The sequence below is a fragment of the Pseudomonas benzenivorans genome, from assembly GCF_033547155.1.
Taxonomy (GTDB): domain Bacteria; phylum Pseudomonadota; class Gammaproteobacteria; order Pseudomonadales; family Pseudomonadaceae; genus Aquipseudomonas; species Aquipseudomonas benzenivorans_B.
Map to the genome: position 1 here is coordinate 1,765,767 of NZ_CP137892.1, position 19,819 is coordinate 1,785,585.

The following is a 19,819-nucleotide window of genomic DNA, read 5'->3' on the forward strand; positions in this document are numbered from 1 at the left end:
GCCGGGCAACGGTCATGCCGCTGCCGCGCCGGTCGCTCAAGGGGCCGCCGCGCTGCGTGGCGTGCGCCGTTCCAGCAGCTGACGCAGGCCGTATACCAGCAGCGCCACGAACAGCGCCAGGACCACGCCGAACAGGACGTTGAGCAGGCGCAGCTGGGCCAGCTGCCAGTCCAGGGAGAGACTCTCGGCAAGCAGGACGAAGCCGATGGCGCTCTGCATCACGAACAGGGCGTAATGGCTGGCCTGCAGTGCTCGGCTGAGCATGATCAAGGGAATCAGGCTGAGTACCATCAGCGTCGGGTCCTGCAGGCTGTGGCCGAGCAGAATCAACAGACCGGCCGCGGTCATGCTGGCCAGGCTCGCTAGCAAGGCGCGCACCAGGCTGCCCTGGAACTCCAGTTGCAGGGTGGTGAGCACTGTGAGGGTCAGCCAGTAGCCGTGGTGCAGCCCGGCGAGGCTGACCACCAATCCGGCCAGGCCCATGGCCAGAGTGCAGCCCAGGGCGTGCAAACGCCACTGCCGGCGGGGCAGGCGCCTGGCGTGGCGCCTGAGTACCCTGAGGATGCTGATGAAGCGCGGCATGTACGGCCACATGCGCAGGCCATGCAGGCCGCGCAGGCCGAATGCCAGGAGCATGGCCCAGAGGCCGCCGAGGATGAATAGGGTGGCGATCGCATGGGGGTTGTTGAGGTTGCCGATGCCGTGCTGACCCTGGCCCAGGCACAGGCAGACGACCAGGCCCAGGCCCATCTTGCCGGCCTCGCTGCCGAAGCGTTGCAGCCAGGCCAGCAGCATGCCGAAGCTGGCGAACAGGCCCAGGCCGAGCAGCGGGTCGCCGGCCGACCAGAAGCCCAGGGCGGCGCTGCAGGCGCCGAGCCCGGTGAGCAGCAGCATCCTGAGCATGCCGAAGCGATGCAGGGGGCTGGCCTGGGCGGCTTGAAAGGCCCCGACAGAGGCCCAGAGGAAGCCGGTATGGCCGCTGAACAGCCCCAACAGCAAGGGCAGTGCACAGCCGAGCCCGGCCACCATCGCCGCGCCCCAGGCGGGTGGGCCGGCGTGCCAGCTGAAGGTTTCGCGCAGGAGCTGTCTCATCTATTACACCGGGCTCGAGCGTCCCGTCATTTCGCGGGCCATTTCAGTAGCGTAGCTGTCGGTCATGCCGGCGATGAAGTCGATCATGCGCAGGAAGGACTTGTGCAGCGGCCAGTCCGGGTGCGGGGCGTTGTGCCCGAGCAGGTCGAGGATGCGCCGATGCTTGAACGACGGTGAGCGACCGCCCTGCTGCTCCAGCGCCGCGCCGCAGAAGGCATTGAGGAGGATCTCCAGGGTGGTGTAGGCGCCGATCTCGTGCAGGGTCTTGCGCTTGTCCTGAAAGATCTTCTGTCGTGCCATGGCCTTGGCGCTCTGCACGCAGCGCTTGGCCGGGCCGTGCATATGCTCGACCAGATCGCCCGGCAGGGTGCCGGCGAGCAGGGCCGGCTGCTGGGCGACGAAGGCCTGGGCGGCGGCGTTGGTCAGGTGTTCGATGGCCTTGCCGCGCAGGATCGCCAGCTTGCGCCGGCGGGAATCCTGGGGGCCGAGCTGGCGATAGGTCTGCGGCAGGTCGTCGCCGACCAGGTCGAGCAGCAGGGCCTCGACCTCGCTGTAGTCGAGCAGCTCCATCTCCAGGCCGTCCTCCAGGTCGATCAGGCCATAGCAGATGTCGTCGGCCGCCTCCATCAGGTACACCAGCGGATGGCGGCCCCAGCGCTGCTCCTCGAGTTGCGGCAGGCCGAGTTTGTGGGCGATCTGTTCGAGCAGCGGCAGCTCGCTCTGGTAGCAGCCGAACTTGTGCTTCTTGTAGCCCAGCGCCTCGGCGTGACGCGCCGTCCAGGGGTACTTGAGGTAGGTGCCGAGGGTGGCGTAGGTCAGGCGGGTGCCACCGTCGAACTGGTGGTACTCCAGCTGGGTGAGTACGCGAAAGCCCTGGGCATTGCCCTCGAAGTTGAGGAAGTCGGCGCGCTCGGCCTCGCTCATGGCGTCCAGCCAGCCGCGCCCGGCGGCCTGGTGGAACCAGTGGCGAATGGCGTCCTCGCCCGAGTGGCCGAACGGCGGATTGCCGATGTCGTGGGCCAGGCAGGCTGACTGCACGACCATGCCCAGATCGCTCGGCTCGCACCAGTCGGGTAGGGCGTCGCGGATCATCTCGCCGACCCGCATGCCCAGGGAGCGGCCGACGCAGCTGACTTCCAGGGAGTGGGTCAGGCGCGTGTGGATATGGTCGTTGCTCGAGACCGGGTGTACCTGGGTCTTGCGCCCCAGGCGGCGGAAGGCACCGGAGAAGATGATGCGGTCGTGGTCTTTGTGAAAGGGGCTGCGGCCCAGTTCGTCGGCGCTGTGCGCCGGTTTGCCGAGTCGTTCGCGGGTGAGCAGGGTTTGCCAGTCCAAGGCCGGTCCTCGCCATTCAGTGGCCGATGGTTCTAGCTTCCGGGTTAGCGTGAGCGGCCGCAAGCCTCGCGTGGAGTTGTGCTGTGGCGGCCGTCGCGGTTCGGCATAAGCGGGTCGTGCCTGGCGGGCAGGGATCGGCACTGCTAGGGTCAATTCTGGGTGCCGATGAAAGCATTTGGCCAGTTATGCCGTTGAACCGTGGCGCTGTTCGAGTGTGTCCGCGCACCCCGATTGGCCTAGCTCCGTTGAGGTGGGCGTTGTGTATTAGGCGCTGGATGACGCGGTATCCGCTCTTAGAGGTGAGTGTATGAACAATGCAATCGTCTTGCTCGCTCGACTGCTGCTCGCACATATTTTCCTACTGGCTGGCATCAACAAGATCGGTGGCTACGCCGGCACTCAGGGTTACATGGAAAGCATGGGGGTGCCGGGGGCGTTGTTGCCGCTGGTGATACTGCTGGAGGTAGGCGGCGGCCTGGCCCTGATACTCGGTTTTCTCACCCGTTGGGCAGCCCTGGCGTTGGCCGGCTTCTCGGTGGCGGCCGCAGTGATTTTTCACACGAACTTCGACGAACAGATGCAGATGATCCTGTTCATGAAGAATTTCGCCATGGCCGGTGGCTTGCTCATGCTGTATGTGCATGGGGCGGGGGCCATCAGCATCGATGCCATGCGTGGTCGATAAAAGTCTGACTGCAGGCTGTCGTGGCAATTGAGGTGAGCCGTCGCCCCGGCTGCGTACGCAGAGGCGACGGCTCTGGCACGGCCCCTTGGCCCTTAAGTGTCCTTATCGCTCGCGCAGCGCTTCGGCGCGGGCCTTGAGCACGGGCTTGAGCAGGTAGTCCAGCACGCTTTTCTCGCCGGTGATGATGTCGACCGTGGCGATCATGCCGGGGATGATCAGCAGCGGTTGCTCGTCGCTGCCCAGGTGGCTCTTATCGGTACGCACTTGGATCAGGTAGAAACTGTTGCCTTCTTCATCGGTGATGGTGTCCGCGCTGATCAGCTCCAGGTTGGCTTTCATGCCGCCGTAGATGGTGTAGTCGTAGGCGCTGAACTTGACCATGGCCTTCTGTCCCGGGTGCAGGAAGGCCACGTCCTGGGGGCGCACCTTGGCTTCTACCAGCAGGCTGTCTTCCAGCGGCACGATTTCCAGGATGTCGCTGCCGGGCTGGACGACGCCGCCGATGGTGTTGATCTTCAGTTGCTTGATGACGCCCTTGACCGGGGAAAGCACCGTGGTGCGACTGACCCGGTCCTCGATGGCGGAACTGGTGGCGGTGATCTTCTTCAGTTCCGTACGCGCTTCGTTGAGTGCCTTGAAGGCTTCGGCACGAAAGGCCAACTCGGACTCCTCGATCTTGCTCTTGATTTCGCCGATGGCGGCCTCAGCCCGGGGAATGGCCAGGTTGGTGGCATTCAGCGAGCCGCGGGCCTCCACTGCGCTGCGGCGCAGGCGGAGGATCTCCACCTGGGAGATCGCGCCGCTGGCGACCAGCGGCTGCGACATGTTCAGCTCCTGCTGCAGCAGGCCGAGGCTCGAGCGGTACTGCTGGGCTTTGGAACGGAATTCCGCCAGTTCCTGCTCCTTCTGCCGCAGCTGCTTGCCGAGCGTGCGCTGTTCGCTCTGCAGGCGCTCCTGACGCGAGCGGTGCAAGGCCAGCTCGTCCTCGGCCAGTTGCGGTGCGCTGGCGGCGATGTCGTCCGGCAGGTCCATGGGCCGGCCCTCGGCTTCGGCGCTCAGCCGTTCGATGCGGGCGATCAGCGCCAGGCGGTCGGCCTCGGTTTCGCCTTGGTTGGAGAGAAAGCGGGTGTCGTCCAGGCGCAGCAGCACATCGCCTTTGTTCACCACCTGGCCTTCGCGCACGAAAATCTCGCTGACGATGCCGCCTTCGAGATTCTGTATGACTTGAACCTTGCTCGAGGGAATCGCCTTGCCTTCGCCGGTGGTGACTTCCTCCAGCACGGCGAAATGTGCCCAGACCAAAGCCGCGAGCAGGCAGGCGGCGACCAGCCACAGGGTGATTCGCGAGAACCAGGGGGGCGCTTCCAGCACGGTGCCCTCGACCTCCGGCATGAACTCGGTGTCCAGCTTCTGTCGCCGCAGGCTGGAGAAGTAATCGCTTGTCGACTGATTGGCTTGCATGGGCATGTCCTAGGGTCTGTTCCCGTTTCATCGCGAGGCGCGTTGCCCCGGGAAATGGTCCCCGGTTAGGCGCAGGACGCAGGTAATGGTTATTCCCTTGCCAAGTCCTGCAACAACAGCGGGGACCATTTCCCGCACAACCCAGCGGGCCGGGCCGGGTTTTGCGCGATGCTGCGTTTCTCGACACTTATTTGGAACAACCAAACTTCGTGTCTCGTGCCTGGCCTCGCGCACAAACCGGCTCCGGCGCGACCGCAAGTGAAACGGGAACAGACCCTAGACCGCCGCCGGGCCGACGCGGCCCTTGCGCAGGGCCTCGATCACCGACTCCTTCGGGCCGTCGGCGACGATGTGGCCGTTGTCCAATACCACCAGGCGGTCCACCAGGTTGAGCATCGAGGCGCGGTGGGTGATCAGCAGCAGGGTCTTGCCCTGGGCCCAGGTATGCAGGCGGTTGCGCAGGATCTCTTCGCTGCTGTTGTCCATCGCGCTGGTGGGTTCATCGAGTAGCAGGATGGGCGGATCGAGGAGGATGGCCCGGGCCAGCAGCACGGCCTGGCGTTGCCCGCCGGAGAGCAGTTGACCGCGCTCGCCGACCGGCCGATCGAAGCCCTGCGGATGCTGCCGGGCCAAATCGCTGACGCCGGTCAGCTCGGCGACCTCGAGCATGCGCGCGTCGCTGACGTAGCGGGCGCCGAGGGTCAGGTTGTCGCGCAGGCTGCCGGCCAGCAGCGGCAGGTCGTGGGCGACATAGCCGATCTGGTGGCGCAGGTCGGCGACGTCGAGCTGGCGCAGGTCGAGGTTGTCGAGCAGGATCTGGCCCTCCTCGGGCGTGTACAGGGCCATCAGCAGGCGCGCCAGGGTGCTCTTGCCCGAGCCGCTGCGGCCGATGATGCCGATACGCTCGCCGGCGGCCATGCGCAGGCTGACGTTGGCCAGCGCCGGCGCGCTCTGGTTGGGGTAGCGGAAGGTCACCTGGCGTATGTCCAGCTCGCCTTTGAGCTGGGTGCGCTCCAGGGGCCGCTGTTTGGCCTGGCGTTCCTGGGGCAGGGCCATCAGTGCGTCGGTACTGGTCATGGTCAGGCGGGCTTGCTGGTAGCGGGTGATCAGCCCGGCGATCTGTCCCAGTGGCGCGAGCACCCGGCTGCCGAGCATGTAGCAGGCGACCAGGGCGCCGACGCTGAGGTCGCCGGCGATGATGCTGTAGACCCCGGCGACGATGATGGACATGCCGGAGAGCTGTTGCAGGAACAGGGTGCCGTTGGTCGCCAGTGCCGACAGGAAGCGAGCGTGGCTGTCCAGGCGGGTGACGGCGCCGTGGATTTTCTCCCACTCATGCTGACGCTCGCTCTCGGCGCCAAAGGCCTTGAGGGTTTCCAGCCCGCCGAGGGTTTCGATCAGCAGGGCCTGGCGCTGCGAGGCGAGTGCCAGGCTTCTCTGCACCGTGTCGCGCAGACGCGACTGGATGATCAGGGCGAACACCGCGGTGAGCGGAAAGGCCAGCAGCGGAATGAGCACCAGCCAGCCGCCGATCAGCCAGATCACCGCGATCATCAGCAAGGCGAACGGCAGGTCGATCAGGCTGGTCAGGGTCACGGCGGTGAGGAATTCGCGCAGGCCCTGGAAGTCGTGGATGCTCTGGGCGAAACCGCCAACCGTGGCAGGCCGCGCCTTCATCGCCATGCCGCTGATGCGCTCGAACAGCGTGGCCGACAGCACCACGTCGGTTTTCTTGCCGGCGCTATCCAGCAGGTGCGCGCGCAGTACGCGCAGCAGCAGCTCGAAGCTGTTGCCGATGAACAGGCCGATGACCAGCACCCAGAGGGTCGCGGTGGCCTGGTTGGGCACCACCCGGTCATAGGTCTGCATGACGAACAGCGGCACCATAAGGCCCAGGGCGTTGATCAGCAGGCTGGCGAGCATGGCGTCGGAGTAGAGCCAGCGCGACAGCTTCAGGGTGTCGCGAAACCAGGCGTCGATGCGAGGAACCAGTGGCTGACGTGCTTCTTCCAGCTCATGCCGGGGGCGGGCGAACAGGGCCTGGCCGCTGTACTCGCCGGCCAGCACTTCACGGTTGACCCACTGCTCGCCGCCCTCCGCCTCGCAGGGCAGGATCAGCGCCTGGCCCTTGTCGCCCCACTTGCGCAGTACCGCACTGCGTCCGCCCTTGAGCAGCAGCAGCACCGGAAGGTTCAAGGTCGAGATGGCATCCAGTTGACGGTTCAGCAGTCGCCCTTGCAGGCCGGCGCGAGCCGCCGCGCGGGTCAGCAGCTCGGCATTCAGACGCTGTTCGGGCATCGGCAGACCGGCCGTCAGGCTCGCGCGGCTCGCCGTGCAACCGTGCAGCTGACAGAGAATCAGCAGGCCATCGAGCAACGGATCGTCGTGGCTCAAGCGCGGATCACTGGCGGACCCGGTCTGTTCCATGCTCGTCACGTATTACTGCTCCTCGGGCCGGTACTACTTCATTTCCGGCAGGCGTGCCTCGCTCTTTACCTCTGAAAGGGCGACGGCTTCGGCCGGCACTACGACCTGTTGCTGGCGCAGCAGATCCCCCATGGCCGCGATGACGCGGTACATGGCGAACTCTTCGGTGTAACGCACCTCTGTGTAGCGACGGTTGGCGGTGAAGAGCTCATTCTCGCTGTCGAGCAGGTCGAGCAGGGTGCGTTGGCCCAGGCGGAACTGCTGTTGATAGGCCTCGCGTACCCTTGCAGTGTAGTCGGCGTAGTCGCGTGCCTTGGGCGTTTGCAGACGGGCGTTCTCCATGGCGTTCCAGGCCAGGGCGAGATTCTCGTTGAGTACGCGCAAGGCGTTGTTGCGGATATCCATGGATTCGTTGATCTGGTGCGCGGTGGATTGCAAACGGGCCTTGTCGCGCATGCCATTGAACAGGTTGTAGTTCATCACCACCGCGGCGCGCCAACCGTTGGAGTGGCCCTCATCGCCTTGCACGTTGTCGTCGGCATTGGTCGCCAGTTCCACGTCGAAGCGCGGGTAGAACGGCGACTTGGCCACTTCGTACTGCTTCTCGGCGGCGTGGACATCGGCTTGGGCCGACTTCAGGAAGGGGTTGTTATCCATCACCAGCTGCCGGGCGCTGGCCAGATCCGCCGGCATGTCGCCCCGTACGCTGGCGGGGGAGGCCAGTTCGTCGGGCATCCGGCCGACGGCGCTGAAGAAGTTCGCCTCGGCGTCGGCCAGGTTGACTTGTTCGGTGTACAGGTTGTTCTCGGCCAGAGCCAGGCGAGCCTGGGACTGGTCGAGGTCGGCGGCGCTGCCGACGCCCTGGCGGCTGCGCAGGTCGATCTGGTCGTTGATGCGCTGATGGGCGAGCAGGTTGTTCTTCGCCAGGCTGACCAGCTCGCGGCGCTTCAGAATATCGAGGTAAACCTCCACGGTGCGTAGCGCGAGGCTTTCCGAGGTGCCGAGCACGCGGTAGGCGCGCGAGTTGACCACCGCCTCGGTGCGGGCCACTTCATTGGGGGTGTTGAAACCGTCGAACAACATCTGCCGCAGACGCAGTTCGGCGTTCTGGTAGTTGAGGGTTTCCGTGTTGTGGGAGCCCGGTACTCGCGCACGAGTGGTCGGGCTGTCGGTGTGCTCGCGGCCGTAGCCCACCAGCAGATCGACGGTCGGCAGGTAGCCGCCCTTGGCGATTCTGACTTCTTCATCTGACGAGAGACGACTGTTGATTCCAGCATGAATCTCGGGGTGATTATCCAGGGTGGCTTGGATCGCCTCCGACAGGGTCATCGCCTGGGACTGGGTGCAAGCCATTGCTAGCAGCATGCTGGCCCAGAGGGGATTGATAGCGCGCATGGGGGAATCTCCTTGTAGGTGTTCTATTCCTGTCGCCAGAAAAATGACCCTTATGCTCGGAGAGCCGCTTAGAGCCTTTAACATCACAGCTAAGAACATCTTTTCGAGAAGTTCAGAAAAAAAGCGCACAAGCGTTATGACAAAAAAGTCTTATGCATTTCGAAGAAAGCATCCCAGTGTTTTTCCACAAGAGGCATGTAAAAGGCGGTCAGTCTGTGCATGCCGCAGATGGCGGGCGAGAACAGGTTTAATGCATAGGGCGGGGATGATTCTGATGATGGAGTAGTGTGACGCGGGCTGAGTGAGACTTAGTGCTGTATCGGTTGGTTTGTGGGCCATGTACGCCGTCCCATTTCACTATCAGTTTTTTCGACGCGCTCGGTGTTCGAGAAGGTGTTCTGAGCCTTTTTGAAACGTGTCGGCGGTGGTCGACAGCTGTAGTGAGGAGGGAATCATGGCTACTTTGATTGGTGTCGTCAGTCAGGTCGTAGGCGAGGTCTTTGCTGTAGCGGGCGATGGATCACGTCGACCACTGTTCGAAGGCGATAGGGTCTATGCCGGCGAACAGCTGGTCACCGGCGCGACGGGCGCCGTCGCAGTAGCCTTGAGCAACGGCCGGCAACTGACGCTTGGGCGTGACAGCAGTCTGAGTCTCAGTGAACAGTTGCTCGCGCAGTCAGCTGATCAGGTCGGGTTCGGACAGCAGTCGGCTGTCGATGCTCCCAGTGCTCAAGATCTGAGCGAGGTCGAGCAGTTGCAGGCCGCCATCGAGGCCGGCGTCGACCCGACCGTGGCCGGCGAGGCGACTGCCGCCGGGCCCGGTGCGGGAGGCGCAGCGGGCTCCGGGGGCGGCGGTCATAGTTTTGTGTTGCTGGACGAAACCGCCGGCGCGGTTGAACCTGTGATCGGCTTTCCCACGGTCGGCCTCAGCTCCGGCCCGGAGTTCCCCGACCCCGACCCTGCTGTCTCTGATGATGATACCCAGCCAGCCGATGGAACCCCGGTAGTAGAGGTCGAGCATCAGGATTTCAACGGTTCGGTGATCGTCGGCCCCGCGTTGGTCGATGAACAAGCCCTGGCTAATGGCACCAATCCGAGTAGCCCCGCCGAACAGGCCAATGGGCGTTTCATCATCACTTCTCCAGATGGTGTTTCCGCGCTGGAGGTCCTCGACGTCAACGGTGTCTGGATAGATGTCACCAACGGCGGTGTGGTCCAGGGGAAATACGGGATACTGACCGTGGATGCGGCCGGTAACTGGACCTATACGCTGACCAACAACACCCTCGATCACAGCAACCCGAATGCGACCGGCGCGGACGATCAGGTTGGCGAGAGTTTTCAGGTGCGGGTGTTCGATCTGGACGGCGATGTATCGCCTATCGTGCTGCTTGATGTGCTGGTCAACGATGACGGGCCGACCCTCGCCGAAGGAGAGGGCGCCGTGGTGTCGAGCAGTGTCGATGAAGACGATATCGTAGGTGGCAACCCCGATGGCGACGCTATAACCAACGTCGCCTCCGGCGCGGCCGGCAGCCTCAGCGCATTGGTCAACTTCGGCGCGGACGGCCCGGGCAGCTTCGGGCTTTCCTCCAGCCCTGCGGCGCTGGCGTCGCTGACGGCTCAAGGTCTCACATCCGGCGGTACGGCGTTGACCTACAGCGTGGTCGGCAACCTGCTGACTGCCTCGGCCGGCGCGACCACTGTCTTCACGCTCCAGGTGAATGGTGACGGCAGCTACGTATTCACCCTGCTTGGCCCGCTGGACCATCCCTTGGCCGACGGCAATGACGACGAGTTGCTGAGCCTGCCGATCGACTTCTCCGGCCTGCTGACCGCGACCGATGGCGATGGCGACTCGATCGGCGCATTCAACAGCGGCAGCTTCGTGATCAATGTCGAGGACGACGTGCCGGTGGCCGTGGTTGGTGAAGAGCGGCCGACGATCAACCAGCTGGTGCATGAAGACCCGCTGCTCAGCCCGCACCAGGGCAACAGCGAGTCTGGCCAGACCCTGACGGCCAGCGGTGGCGCCGGGGCCCTGCATGTGCTGGTCAACTTCGGCGCGGACGGCCCGGGCAGCTTCGGCCTGTCGAGCAACGTCGGCGCACTGACGGCGCAAGGCCTGACCTCGGGCGGTGAAGCGCTGAGCTACGCGGTGGTGGGCAATACCCTGACCGCCAGCGTCAGCGGTTACGAGGTGTTCACCCTGGTGGTGAATGCCGACGGCAGCTACCTGTTCACCCTGAAGGGGCCGATCGACCATCCGATGATGGACGGTAACGACGGCGAGACCCTGGCGGGCCTGGGCATCGACTTCTCCGGCGTGCTGACCGCCACCGACGGTGACGGTGACCCGCTGGTGGGTGGCTTCCCGGCGGGCAGCTTCACCATCGATGTCGAGGACGACGTGCCGGTGGCGGCCAACGGCGAGCAGCGCCCGACGATCAACCAACTGGTGCACGAGGACCCGCTGCTCAGCCCGCACCAGGGCAACAGCGAGGGCGGCCAGACCCTGACGGCCAGCGGTGGCGCCGGGGCCCTGCATGTGCTGGTCAACTTCGGCGCGGACGGCCCGGGCAGCTTCGGCCTGTCGAGCAACGTCGGCGCACTGACGGCGCAAGGCCTGACCTCGGGCGGTGAAGCGCTGAGCTATGCGGTGGTGGGCAATACCCTGACCGCCAGCGTCAGCGGCTACGAGGTGTTCACCCTGGTGGTGAATGCCGACGGCAGCTACCTGTTCACCCTGAAGGGGCCGATCGACCATCCGATGATGGACGGTAACGACGGCGAGACCCTGGCGGGCCTGGGCATCGACTTCTCCGGCGTGCTGACCGCCACCGACGGTGACGGTGACCCGCTGGTGGGTGGCTTCCCGGCGGGCAGCTTCACCATCGATGTCGAGGACGACGTGCCGGTGGCTCGTCTGAATGATCAAGCCCCTGACCTGGGCCAGGTAACAGTGGACGAGAGCCTGCCGGCATTCGGTGGCGAGGGCGGTGATGGCATCGCCATGGCGGTGCTCAGTGGCGCGCTGGTGCAGGCGCAGTTCGACAGTTCCTTCGGCGCCGACGGTCCGGGCTCGACGAGCTACAGCCTGATGTTGAGTGGCAACGGCGTGCCCAGCGGGCTGTTCGCCGTGGATGCGAGCGCGCCAGATGGCAAGGGTGCGCAGATCCTGCTGAGTCAGGTGGGCAACGTGATCACCGGCAGCGTGGGGGCGGCTGACTACTTCACCCTGACCATCGACCCGACGACGGGCGCGGTGACCCTGCACCTGCTGGACAACATCTGGCATGGAGACACCACGGACCACGACGATGCGCAGACCCTGCTGTTGGAGCCAGGCGTGTTGAAACTGGTGCAGACCCTGACCGATGGCGATGGCGACAGTGACAGCAAGTCGATCGACCTGGGTGCCGCCGGGGTGTTCCGCTTCGAGGACGACGGTCCGGACGCCAGCCTGAACAAAGATGCCCCCGAGCTGGGCAAGGTAAAAGTGGACGAGAGCCTGCCGGCGTTCGGTGGCGTGGGCGGTGATGGCATCGCCACGGCGGTGCTCAGTGGCGCGCTGGTGCAGGTGCAGTTCGACAGTTCCTTCGGCGCCGACGGTCCGGGCTCGACGAGCTACAGCCTGATGTTGAGTGGCAATGGCGTGCCCAGCGGGCTGTTCGCCGTGGATGCGAGCGCGCCGGATGGCAAGGGTGCGCAGATCCTGCTGAGTCAGGTGGGCAACGTGATCACCGGCAGCGTGGGGGCGGCTGACTACTTCACCCTGACCATCGACCCGACGACGGGCGCGGTGACCCTGCACCTGCTGGACAACATCTGGCATGGAGACACCACGGACCACGACGATGCGCAGACCCTGCTGTTGGATCCAGGCGTGTTGAAACTGGTGCAGACCCTGACCGATGGCGATGGCGACAGTGACAGCAAGTCGATCGACCTGGGTGCCGCCGGGGTGTTCCGCTTCGAGGACGACGGTCCGGACGCCAGCCTGAACAAAGATGCCCCCGAGCTGGGCAAGGTAAAAGTGGACGAGAGCCTGCCGGCGTTCGGTGGCGTGGGCGGTGATGGTATCGCCACGGCGGTGCTCAGTGGCGCGCTGGTGCAGGCGCAGTTCGACAGTTCCTTCGGCGCCGACGGTCCGGGCTCGACGAGCTACAGCCTGATGTTGAGTGGCAATGGCGTGCCCAGCGGGCTGTTCGCCGTGGATGCGAGCGCGCCAGATGGCAAGGGTGCGCAGATCCTGCTGAGTCAGGTGGGCAACGTGATCACCGGCAGCGTGGGTGCGGCTGACTACTTCACCCTGACCATCGACCCGACGACGGGCGCGGTGACCCTGCACCTGCTGGACAACATCTGGCATGGAGACACCTCGGACCACGACGATGCGCAGACCCTGCTGTTGGAGCCAGGCGTGTTGAAACTGGTGCAGACCCTCACCGATGGCGATGGCGACAGTGACAGCAAGTCGATCGACCTGGGTGCCGCCGGGGTGTTCCGCTTCGAGGACGACGGTCCGGACGCCAGCCTGAACAAAGATGCCCCCGAGCTGGGCAAGGTAAAAGTGGACGAGAGCCTGCCGGCGTTCGGTGGCGTGGGCGGTGATGGCATCGCCACGGCGGTGCTCAGTGGCGCGCTGGTGCAGGCGCAGTTCGACAGTTCCTTCGGCGCCGACGGTCCGGGCTCGACGAGCTACAGCCTGATGTTGAGTGGCAATGGCGTGCCCAGCGGGCTGTTCGCCGTGGATGCGAGCGCGCCAGATGGCAAGGGTGCGCAGATCCTGCTGAGTCAGGTGGGCAACGTGATCACCGGCAGCGTGGGTGCGGCTGACTACTTCACCCTGACCATCGACCCGACGACGGGCGCGGTGACCCTGCACCTGCTGGACAACATCTGGCATGGAGACACCACGGACCACGACGATGCGCAGACCCTGCTGTTGGAGCCAGGCGTGTTGAAACTGGTGCAGACCCTGACCGATGGCGATGGCGACAGTGACAGCAAGTCGATCGACCTGGGTGCCGCCGGGGTGTTCCGCTTCGAGGACGACGGTCCGGACGCCAGCCTGAACAAAGATGCCCCCGAGCTGGGCAAGGTAAAAGTGGACGAGAGCCTGCCGGCGTTCGGTGGCGTGGGCGGTGATGGCATCGCCACGGCGGTGCTCAGTGGCGCGCTGGTGCAGGTGCAGTTCGACAGTTCCTTCGGCGCCGACGGTCCGGGCTCGACGAGCTACAGCCTGATGTTGAGTGGCAATGGCGTGCCCAGCGGGCTGTTCGCCGTGGATGCGAGCGCGCCGGATGGCAAGGGTGCGCAGATCCTGCTGAGTCAGGTGGGCAACGTGATCACCGGCAGCGTGGGGGCGGCTGACTACTTCACCCTGACCATCGACCCGACGACGGGCGCGGTGACCCTGCACCTGCTGGACAACATCTGGCATGGAGACACCACGGACCACGACGATGCGCAGACCCTGCTGTTGGATCCAGGCGTGTTGAAACTGGTGCAGACCCTGACCGATGGCGATGGCGACAGTGACAGCAAGTCGATCGACCTGGGTGCCGCCGGGGTGTTCCGCTTCGAGGACGACGGTCCGGACGCCAGCCTGAACAAAGATGCCCCCGAGCTGGGCAAGGTAAAAGTGGACGAGAGCCTGCCGGCGTTCGGTGGCGTGGGCGGTGATGGTATCGCCACGGCGGTGCTCAGTGGCGCGCTGGTGCAGGCGCAGTTCGACAGTTCCTTCGGCGCCGACGGTCCGGGCTCGACGAGCTACAGCCTGATGTTGAGTGGCAATGGCGTGCCCAGCGGGCTGTTCGCCGTGGATGCGAGCGCGCCAGATGGCAAGGGTGCGCAGATCCTGCTGAGTCAGGTGGGCAACGTGATCACCGGCAGCGTGGGTGCGGCTGACTACTTCACCCTGACCATCGACCCGACGACGGGCGCGGTGACCCTGCACCTGCTGGACAACATCTGGCATGGAGACACCTCGGACCACGACGATGCGCAGACCCTGCTGTTGGAGCCAGGCGTGTTGAAACTGGTGCAGACCCTCACCGATGGCGATGGCGACAGTGACAGCAAGTCGATCGACCTGGGTGCCGCCGGGGTGTTCCGCTTCGAGGACGACGGTCCGGACGCCAGCCTGAACAAAGATGCCCCCGAGCTGGGCAAGGTAAAAGTGGACGAGAGCCTGCCGGCGTTCGGTGGCGTGGGCGGTGATGGCATCGCCACGGCGGTGCTCAGTGGCGCGCTGGTGCAGGCGCAGTTCGACAGTTCCTTCGGCGCCGACGGTCCGGGCTCGACGAGCTACAGCCTGATGTTGAGTGGCAATGGCGTGCCCAGCGGGCTGTTCGCCGTGGATGCGAGCGCGCCAGATGGCAAGGGTGCGCAGATCCTGCTGAGTCAGGTGGGCAACGTGATCACCGGCAGCGTGGGTGCGGCTGACTACTTCACCCTGACCATCGACCCGACGACGGGCGCGGTGACCCTGCACCTGCTGGACAACATCTGGCATGGAGACACCACGGACCACGACGATGCGCAGACCCTGCTGTTGGAGCCAGGCGTGTTGAAACTGGTGCAGACCCTGACCGATGGCGATGGCGACAGTGACAGCAAGTCGATCGACCTGGGTGCCGCCGGGGTGTTCCGCTTCGAGGACGACGGTCCGGACGCCAGCCTGAACAAAGATGCCCCCGAGCTGGGCAAGGTAAAAGTGGACGAGAGCCTGCCGGCGTTCGGTGGCGTGGGCGGTGATGGCATCGCCACGGCGGTGCTCAGTGGCGCGCTGGTGCAGGTGCAGTTCGACAGTTCCTTCGGCGCCGACGGTCCGGGCTCGACGAGCTACAGCCTGATGTTGAGTGGCAATGGCGTGCCCAGCGGGCTGTTCGCCGTGGATGCGAGCGCGCCGGATGGCAAGGGTGCGCAGATCCTGCTGAGTCAGGTGGGCAACGTGATCACCGGCAGCGTGGGTGCGGCTGACTACTTCACCCTGACCATCGACCCGACGACGGGCGCGGTGACCCTGCACCTGCTGGACAACATCTGGCATGGAGACACCACGGACCACGACGATGCGCAGACCCTGCTGTTGGAGCCAGGCGTGTTGAAACTGGTGCAGACCCTGACCGATGGCGATGGCGACAGTGACAGCAAGTCGATCGACCTGGGTGCCGCCGGGGTGTTCCGCTTCGAGGACGACGGTCCGGACGCCAGCCTGAACAAAGATGCCCCCGAGCTGGGCAAGGTAAAAGTGGACGAGAGCCTGCCGGCGTTCGGTGGCGTGGGCGGTGATGGCATCGCCACGGCGGTGCTCAGTGGCGCGCTGGTGCAGGCGCAGTTCGACAGTTCCTTCGGCGCCGACGGTCCGGGCTCGACGAGCTACAGCCTGATGTTGAGTGGCAATGGCGTGCCCAGCGGGCTGTTCGCCGTGGATGCGAGCGCGCCAGATGGCAAGGGTGCGCAGATCCTGCTGAGTCAGGTGGGCAACGTGATCACCGGCAGCGTGGGCGCGGCTGACTACTTCACCCTGACCATTGACCCGACGACGGGCGCGGTGACCCTGCACCTGCTGGACAACATCTGGCATGGAGACACCACGGACCACGACGATGCGCAGACCCTGCTGTTGGAGCCAGGCGTGTTGAAACTGGTGCAGACCCTCACCGATGGCGATGGCGACAGTGACAGCAAGTCGATCGACCTGGGTGCCGCCGGGGTGTTCCGTTTCGAGGACGACGGTCCGGTGCAGTCGGGTAGCTATGGTCAGCGGCCTACTGTGTCTGGAACGGTGCAGGAGGATGCCTTGGCTGTGACGGGCGGTGCCCCGCATGACGGCAATGCCGAAGGCGGCCAGTCCACGACTGCGTCTGGCGGTGCAGGTACCCTCAATGCGCTGGTCAATTTTGGCGCCGATGGGCCCGGTGACTTCGGCTTGTCCGACAGCCCGGCGGCCATCAACTCCATGGTGGCGCAAGGCCTGACCTCTGGTGGGGCATCCCTGAGCTATAGCGTGGTGGGCAACCTGCTGACGGCAAGCGTGGGCGCTCAAACCATCTTCACCCTGCAGGTCAATGTGGATGGCAGCTACAGCTTCAGCTTGCAGGGGCCTCTGGATCATCCACTACCGGGTAGCAGTGATGATGGTCAGCTACTCAGCTTGCCGATCGATTTCTCCGGCGTGCTGACTGCTACCGACGGCGACGGTGACCCAATCGGCGGCTTCGAGGCGGGCAGCTTCACCATCGATGTCGAGGATGATGTGCCGGTGGCGCGCAATGATTCTGCCACTGTGCTGGCAGGGCAGAGCCAGGACTTCAACGTGGCCTTCGTCCTGGATTTCAGCGGCAGTATCGATAACACCGAGTTGAACCAGATGTTGCAGGCGGTAAGAGCCGCGGGACAGGCGCTGTTCAATGGCACGCCCGGAGCGGTGAACATCAAGCTGGTCGCCTTCTCGGCGACGGCGACCTCTTACGCACAAGTCACGGATTTCGCTTCTCTGAACAGCTTGATCGCCAGCCTCAATCCCGCTGAGGGGGGAACACGCCCGTTCAATGGTCAGACGGACTTTACCGACGCGATCATCGAAACCATGAGCGCCTATAGCCCGATTCCGGGCTGGAGCAATCAGGTGTTTTTCATCAGTGACGGGAACCCGAATCAGCAGACCGGGCCGGGAGGCACTTCGCTAACCGCACCGGTGGCTACCGCGTGGAATAGTTTCGTCAACGACAACGGCATCAGCGTCACCTCGATTGGGGTCGGAAATGGCATCAGCGTGGCGCGCCTGCAGGATATCGATGTAGATGGCGAGGGGGCACCTATCCTGGTCGGTGACTTCGATGACCTGATCGATACCTTGGTCGGTCAGGTGCTCGGTGATGTGGTGTCCGGCAACGTGCTGCTTGGCAACGACAATGCGGTCGGTGGCGGTGACGACGACGCCTTCGGCGCCGATGGCCCTGGCTACATACAGTCCATAGAAATCAATGGCATCACCTATACGTGGGACGGCGTGGGCACCATCGTCGCCAGTAGCGGGCCGAATATTGCGGGCAGTCAGCTGAGCGATATCACCACCGCGCAAGGTGGCAAGCTGTCGTTCAACTTTGCCACGGGAGCCTGGAGTTACCAGGCACCCTCCGGCATCAACGGCGATAAGGTTGAGGCCTTCAACTACATCATTGTCGACAACGATGGTGATCCGGCCAACGCCACCTTGACTATCTATGTGGAAGACCAAAGCCCGGTTGTCGCCAGGGTTGATGAAGATGAACTGCCTGGGGGAATCACCGATCTCGATGCGGTCAACACGGTTGCCGTCGGCAGCTTGTTTGACTTGATCGTAGGCCCGCCGGTAGCAGCCGCGCAGTTCTCCCTGTCCAGTGATACCAGTGGCTTGGCGATGGCGACGTCCGCCGGCGTGCCATTGGTTTACTCGGTGTCTGGCGACACCCTGACTGCTAAAGCGGGGCCAGGCGGTGCGGTGATCTTCACCTTGCAGGTGCAAGCCAACGGCGATTACACCTTCAATCTGCTAGGGCCTATCGATCATCCAGTCAATAACAGTGATGACAATGAACTGCTGACCTTCAACTTCGCCAGCATCCTGCTAGCGAGTGATGGCAGCAACCCACTGGCACTGGCTGGCGGTTTCCTGGTGCATATTGAGGACGATGTACCGACGATAATCACACCGGACTATGCGTTCCTAGTGAACAATATTGGTCAGTCCGCGACCGGCGTTAAGTTGGATATCGACAAGAATATCCATGACAACATGGGTGCTGACAATCAGGGGGGGCGTGTAAGGTTCGCTGAGATCAATGGTTCCGATAGTGGCTATACGACCAATATGCTGAAGATCTATTTGTATGTGTCTGCGGATGGTCAAACCCTGGTGGGCTCGACAACCATGCCGGGAGCCGGGCTCGACGCTTCAAGTGCGAGCGTGCTGGCCAATAAGGCTTTTACTTCCGTGTTGAGTCCGGATTCGGGTGTATTGCAGTCGAACGATACCTACTCCTTTACTCTGTTCAAGCAGATTGATGGTGGGGTGGGTACGTTTACGGTTAAGGATGTCGGATTTGTATTCCGCGGTGGTAATGATCCCTACGCCTACTTTGACGACACGATAACCAATGATGCCAATGGTGATCAGGATGTATTGCTGACGCCGATGGTCGGCGGGGTCTCCGCTGGTACCATGAATACGAGTTCTATTGCCGGCGGTGTAGGGTCGGGGAATAGCGTAGGAGGGGGTGAGGGCGTTCGGGTCGACTATGTGAAAGGGTTGAGTGGTAATACGGTGAAAAACGTCTCTGACGCAAACTACGCGATAGCGGCCAATCAAGACCATATATTCAGCGGTCATAATACGGTCAACGGTGGTTTCGCCGTCGTGACCAGTACATCTGGGTCGACTATACGCGTTAAAGCCTTCGATGACAGTGATGGGAATAACATTGTCGGCGATGGTACGCCGGATAAGATTACGCGAGTTCAGATTGCGTACAACAACGCCATGGCAATGGTGATGGTCGCAGGGGTTACCACTGTGATGGTGGGGGGGCGAAGCTTTACCGTGACAGAAAGCGGGAATGACGTTTTAGTCAGTAACGTGCAAGGCGATAGTGGTAACAATCCCGCTAAATTCACCGTCATCTCGGCGTTCACGGACACTGGGTATACGACGCTGGAGTTTTCACACTCAGGAGGCGATACCTTCAAGTTAGGTGGGTTTGGCGCCTCCACCTTCGATCCAGGTGCCGCTGTCGAGTTGAATTTTGATTTGTTGTTGACTGATGGCGATGGTGACTCAGTGGCTATTCCGGACGGTATCCGTGTGCAATTGAGTCCGGATAATCACATCTTGCAAACAGGCACCGACAACGCGGATGTCCTGCAGGTCAGCCCAGGTACTTCGGGAACACTGGTCGGTCTGGCCGGGGACGATACATTGATCGGCCATGTGGGCAACGACATCTTGTACGGAGGCTTGGGCAACGACACCATGACTGGCGGCGGAGGCTCCGATACGTTCAAGTGGCTGCTAGGAGAAAACGGCACCGATACCGTCACGGACTTCGCCAAGGGCTTCAATTCCGGTGGCGATCGACTGGACCTGTCGCAGTTGCTGGTCGGTGAGAATGGAGCACCGGGAGATATCGGTAATCTGCTCAGCTACATAGAGGTATCGACTGACTCCTTGGTAGGAACGGCGGCGCTCGATACGGTTATCAAGGTCGATGCATCGGGTGGTGGGAATTTCGCGACCCCCGACCAGACGATAGTGCTGCAGGACGTCAACTTGTTCGCCAGTTATTCGGTGGGTTCGGAGGCCGATGTAATCCTCAATATGCTCGCTGACGGCACGCTAAAGGTCGATACGGTCTAGTCTGCAGTAATAGAGCCGAC

At 63.5% G+C, this 19,819-nt stretch carries 7 protein-coding genes; 2 read left to right on the forward strand and 5 right to left on the reverse strand.

Annotated elements, in window-relative coordinates:
- Positions 1-36: 36 nt before the first annotated feature.
- Positions 37-1,092 (reverse strand): FUSC family protein, encoded by a 1,056-nt coding sequence (locus SBP02_RS08185; protein WP_318645889.1) that lies wholly within the window; start codon positions 1,090-1,092, stop codon positions 37-39.
- A gap of 3 nt (positions 1,093-1,095) precedes the next feature.
- On the reverse strand, positions 1,096-2,427 hold the full coding sequence (locus tag SBP02_RS08190) for a deoxyguanosinetriphosphate triphosphohydrolase (RefSeq protein WP_318645890.1): 1,332 nt from the start codon (positions 2,425-2,427) through the stop codon (positions 1,096-1,098).
- Between the two features lie 307 nt (positions 2,428-2,734).
- Between SBP02_RS08190 and SBP02_RS08195 the strand changes: the two genes are divergently transcribed.
- Entirely contained in the window at positions 2,735-3,112 is a 378-nt protein-coding gene (locus SBP02_RS08195; protein WP_318645891.1) for a DoxX family protein, read from the forward strand.
- Between the two features lie 102 nt (positions 3,113-3,214).
- On the opposite strand, the gene SBP02_RS08200 is transcribed toward SBP02_RS08195, so the two are convergent.
- From SBP02_RS08200 to SBP02_RS08210, 3 genes are all read right to left on the reverse strand, one after another.
- The gene (locus SBP02_RS08200) at positions 3,215-4,573 is read right to left on the reverse strand and encodes an HlyD family type I secretion periplasmic adaptor subunit (RefSeq protein ID WP_318645892.1); all 1,359 of its coding nucleotides are present in this window, start codon (positions 4,571-4,573) and stop codon (positions 3,215-3,217) included.
- Positions 4,574-4,849: 276 nt separating this feature from the next.
- Positions 4,850-7,009, reverse strand: coding sequence for a type I secretion system permease/ATPase (locus SBP02_RS08205; protein ID WP_318645893.1), 2,160 nt, complete (start codon positions 7,007-7,009; stop codon positions 4,850-4,852).
- 24 nt (positions 7,010-7,033) lie between these two features.
- Positions 7,034-8,395, reverse strand: coding sequence for a TolC family outer membrane protein (locus SBP02_RS08210; RefSeq protein ID WP_318645894.1), 1,362 nt, complete (start codon positions 8,393-8,395; stop codon positions 7,034-7,036).
- Positions 8,396-8,849: 454 nt separating this feature from the next.
- Here SBP02_RS08210 and SBP02_RS08215 point away from each other — a divergent pair, with 454 nt between their 5' ends.
- Entirely contained in the window at positions 8,850-19,799 is a 10,950-nt protein-coding gene (locus tag SBP02_RS08215) for a retention module-containing protein (RefSeq protein WP_318645895.1), read from the forward strand.
- Positions 19,800-19,819: the final 20 nt, after the last annotated feature.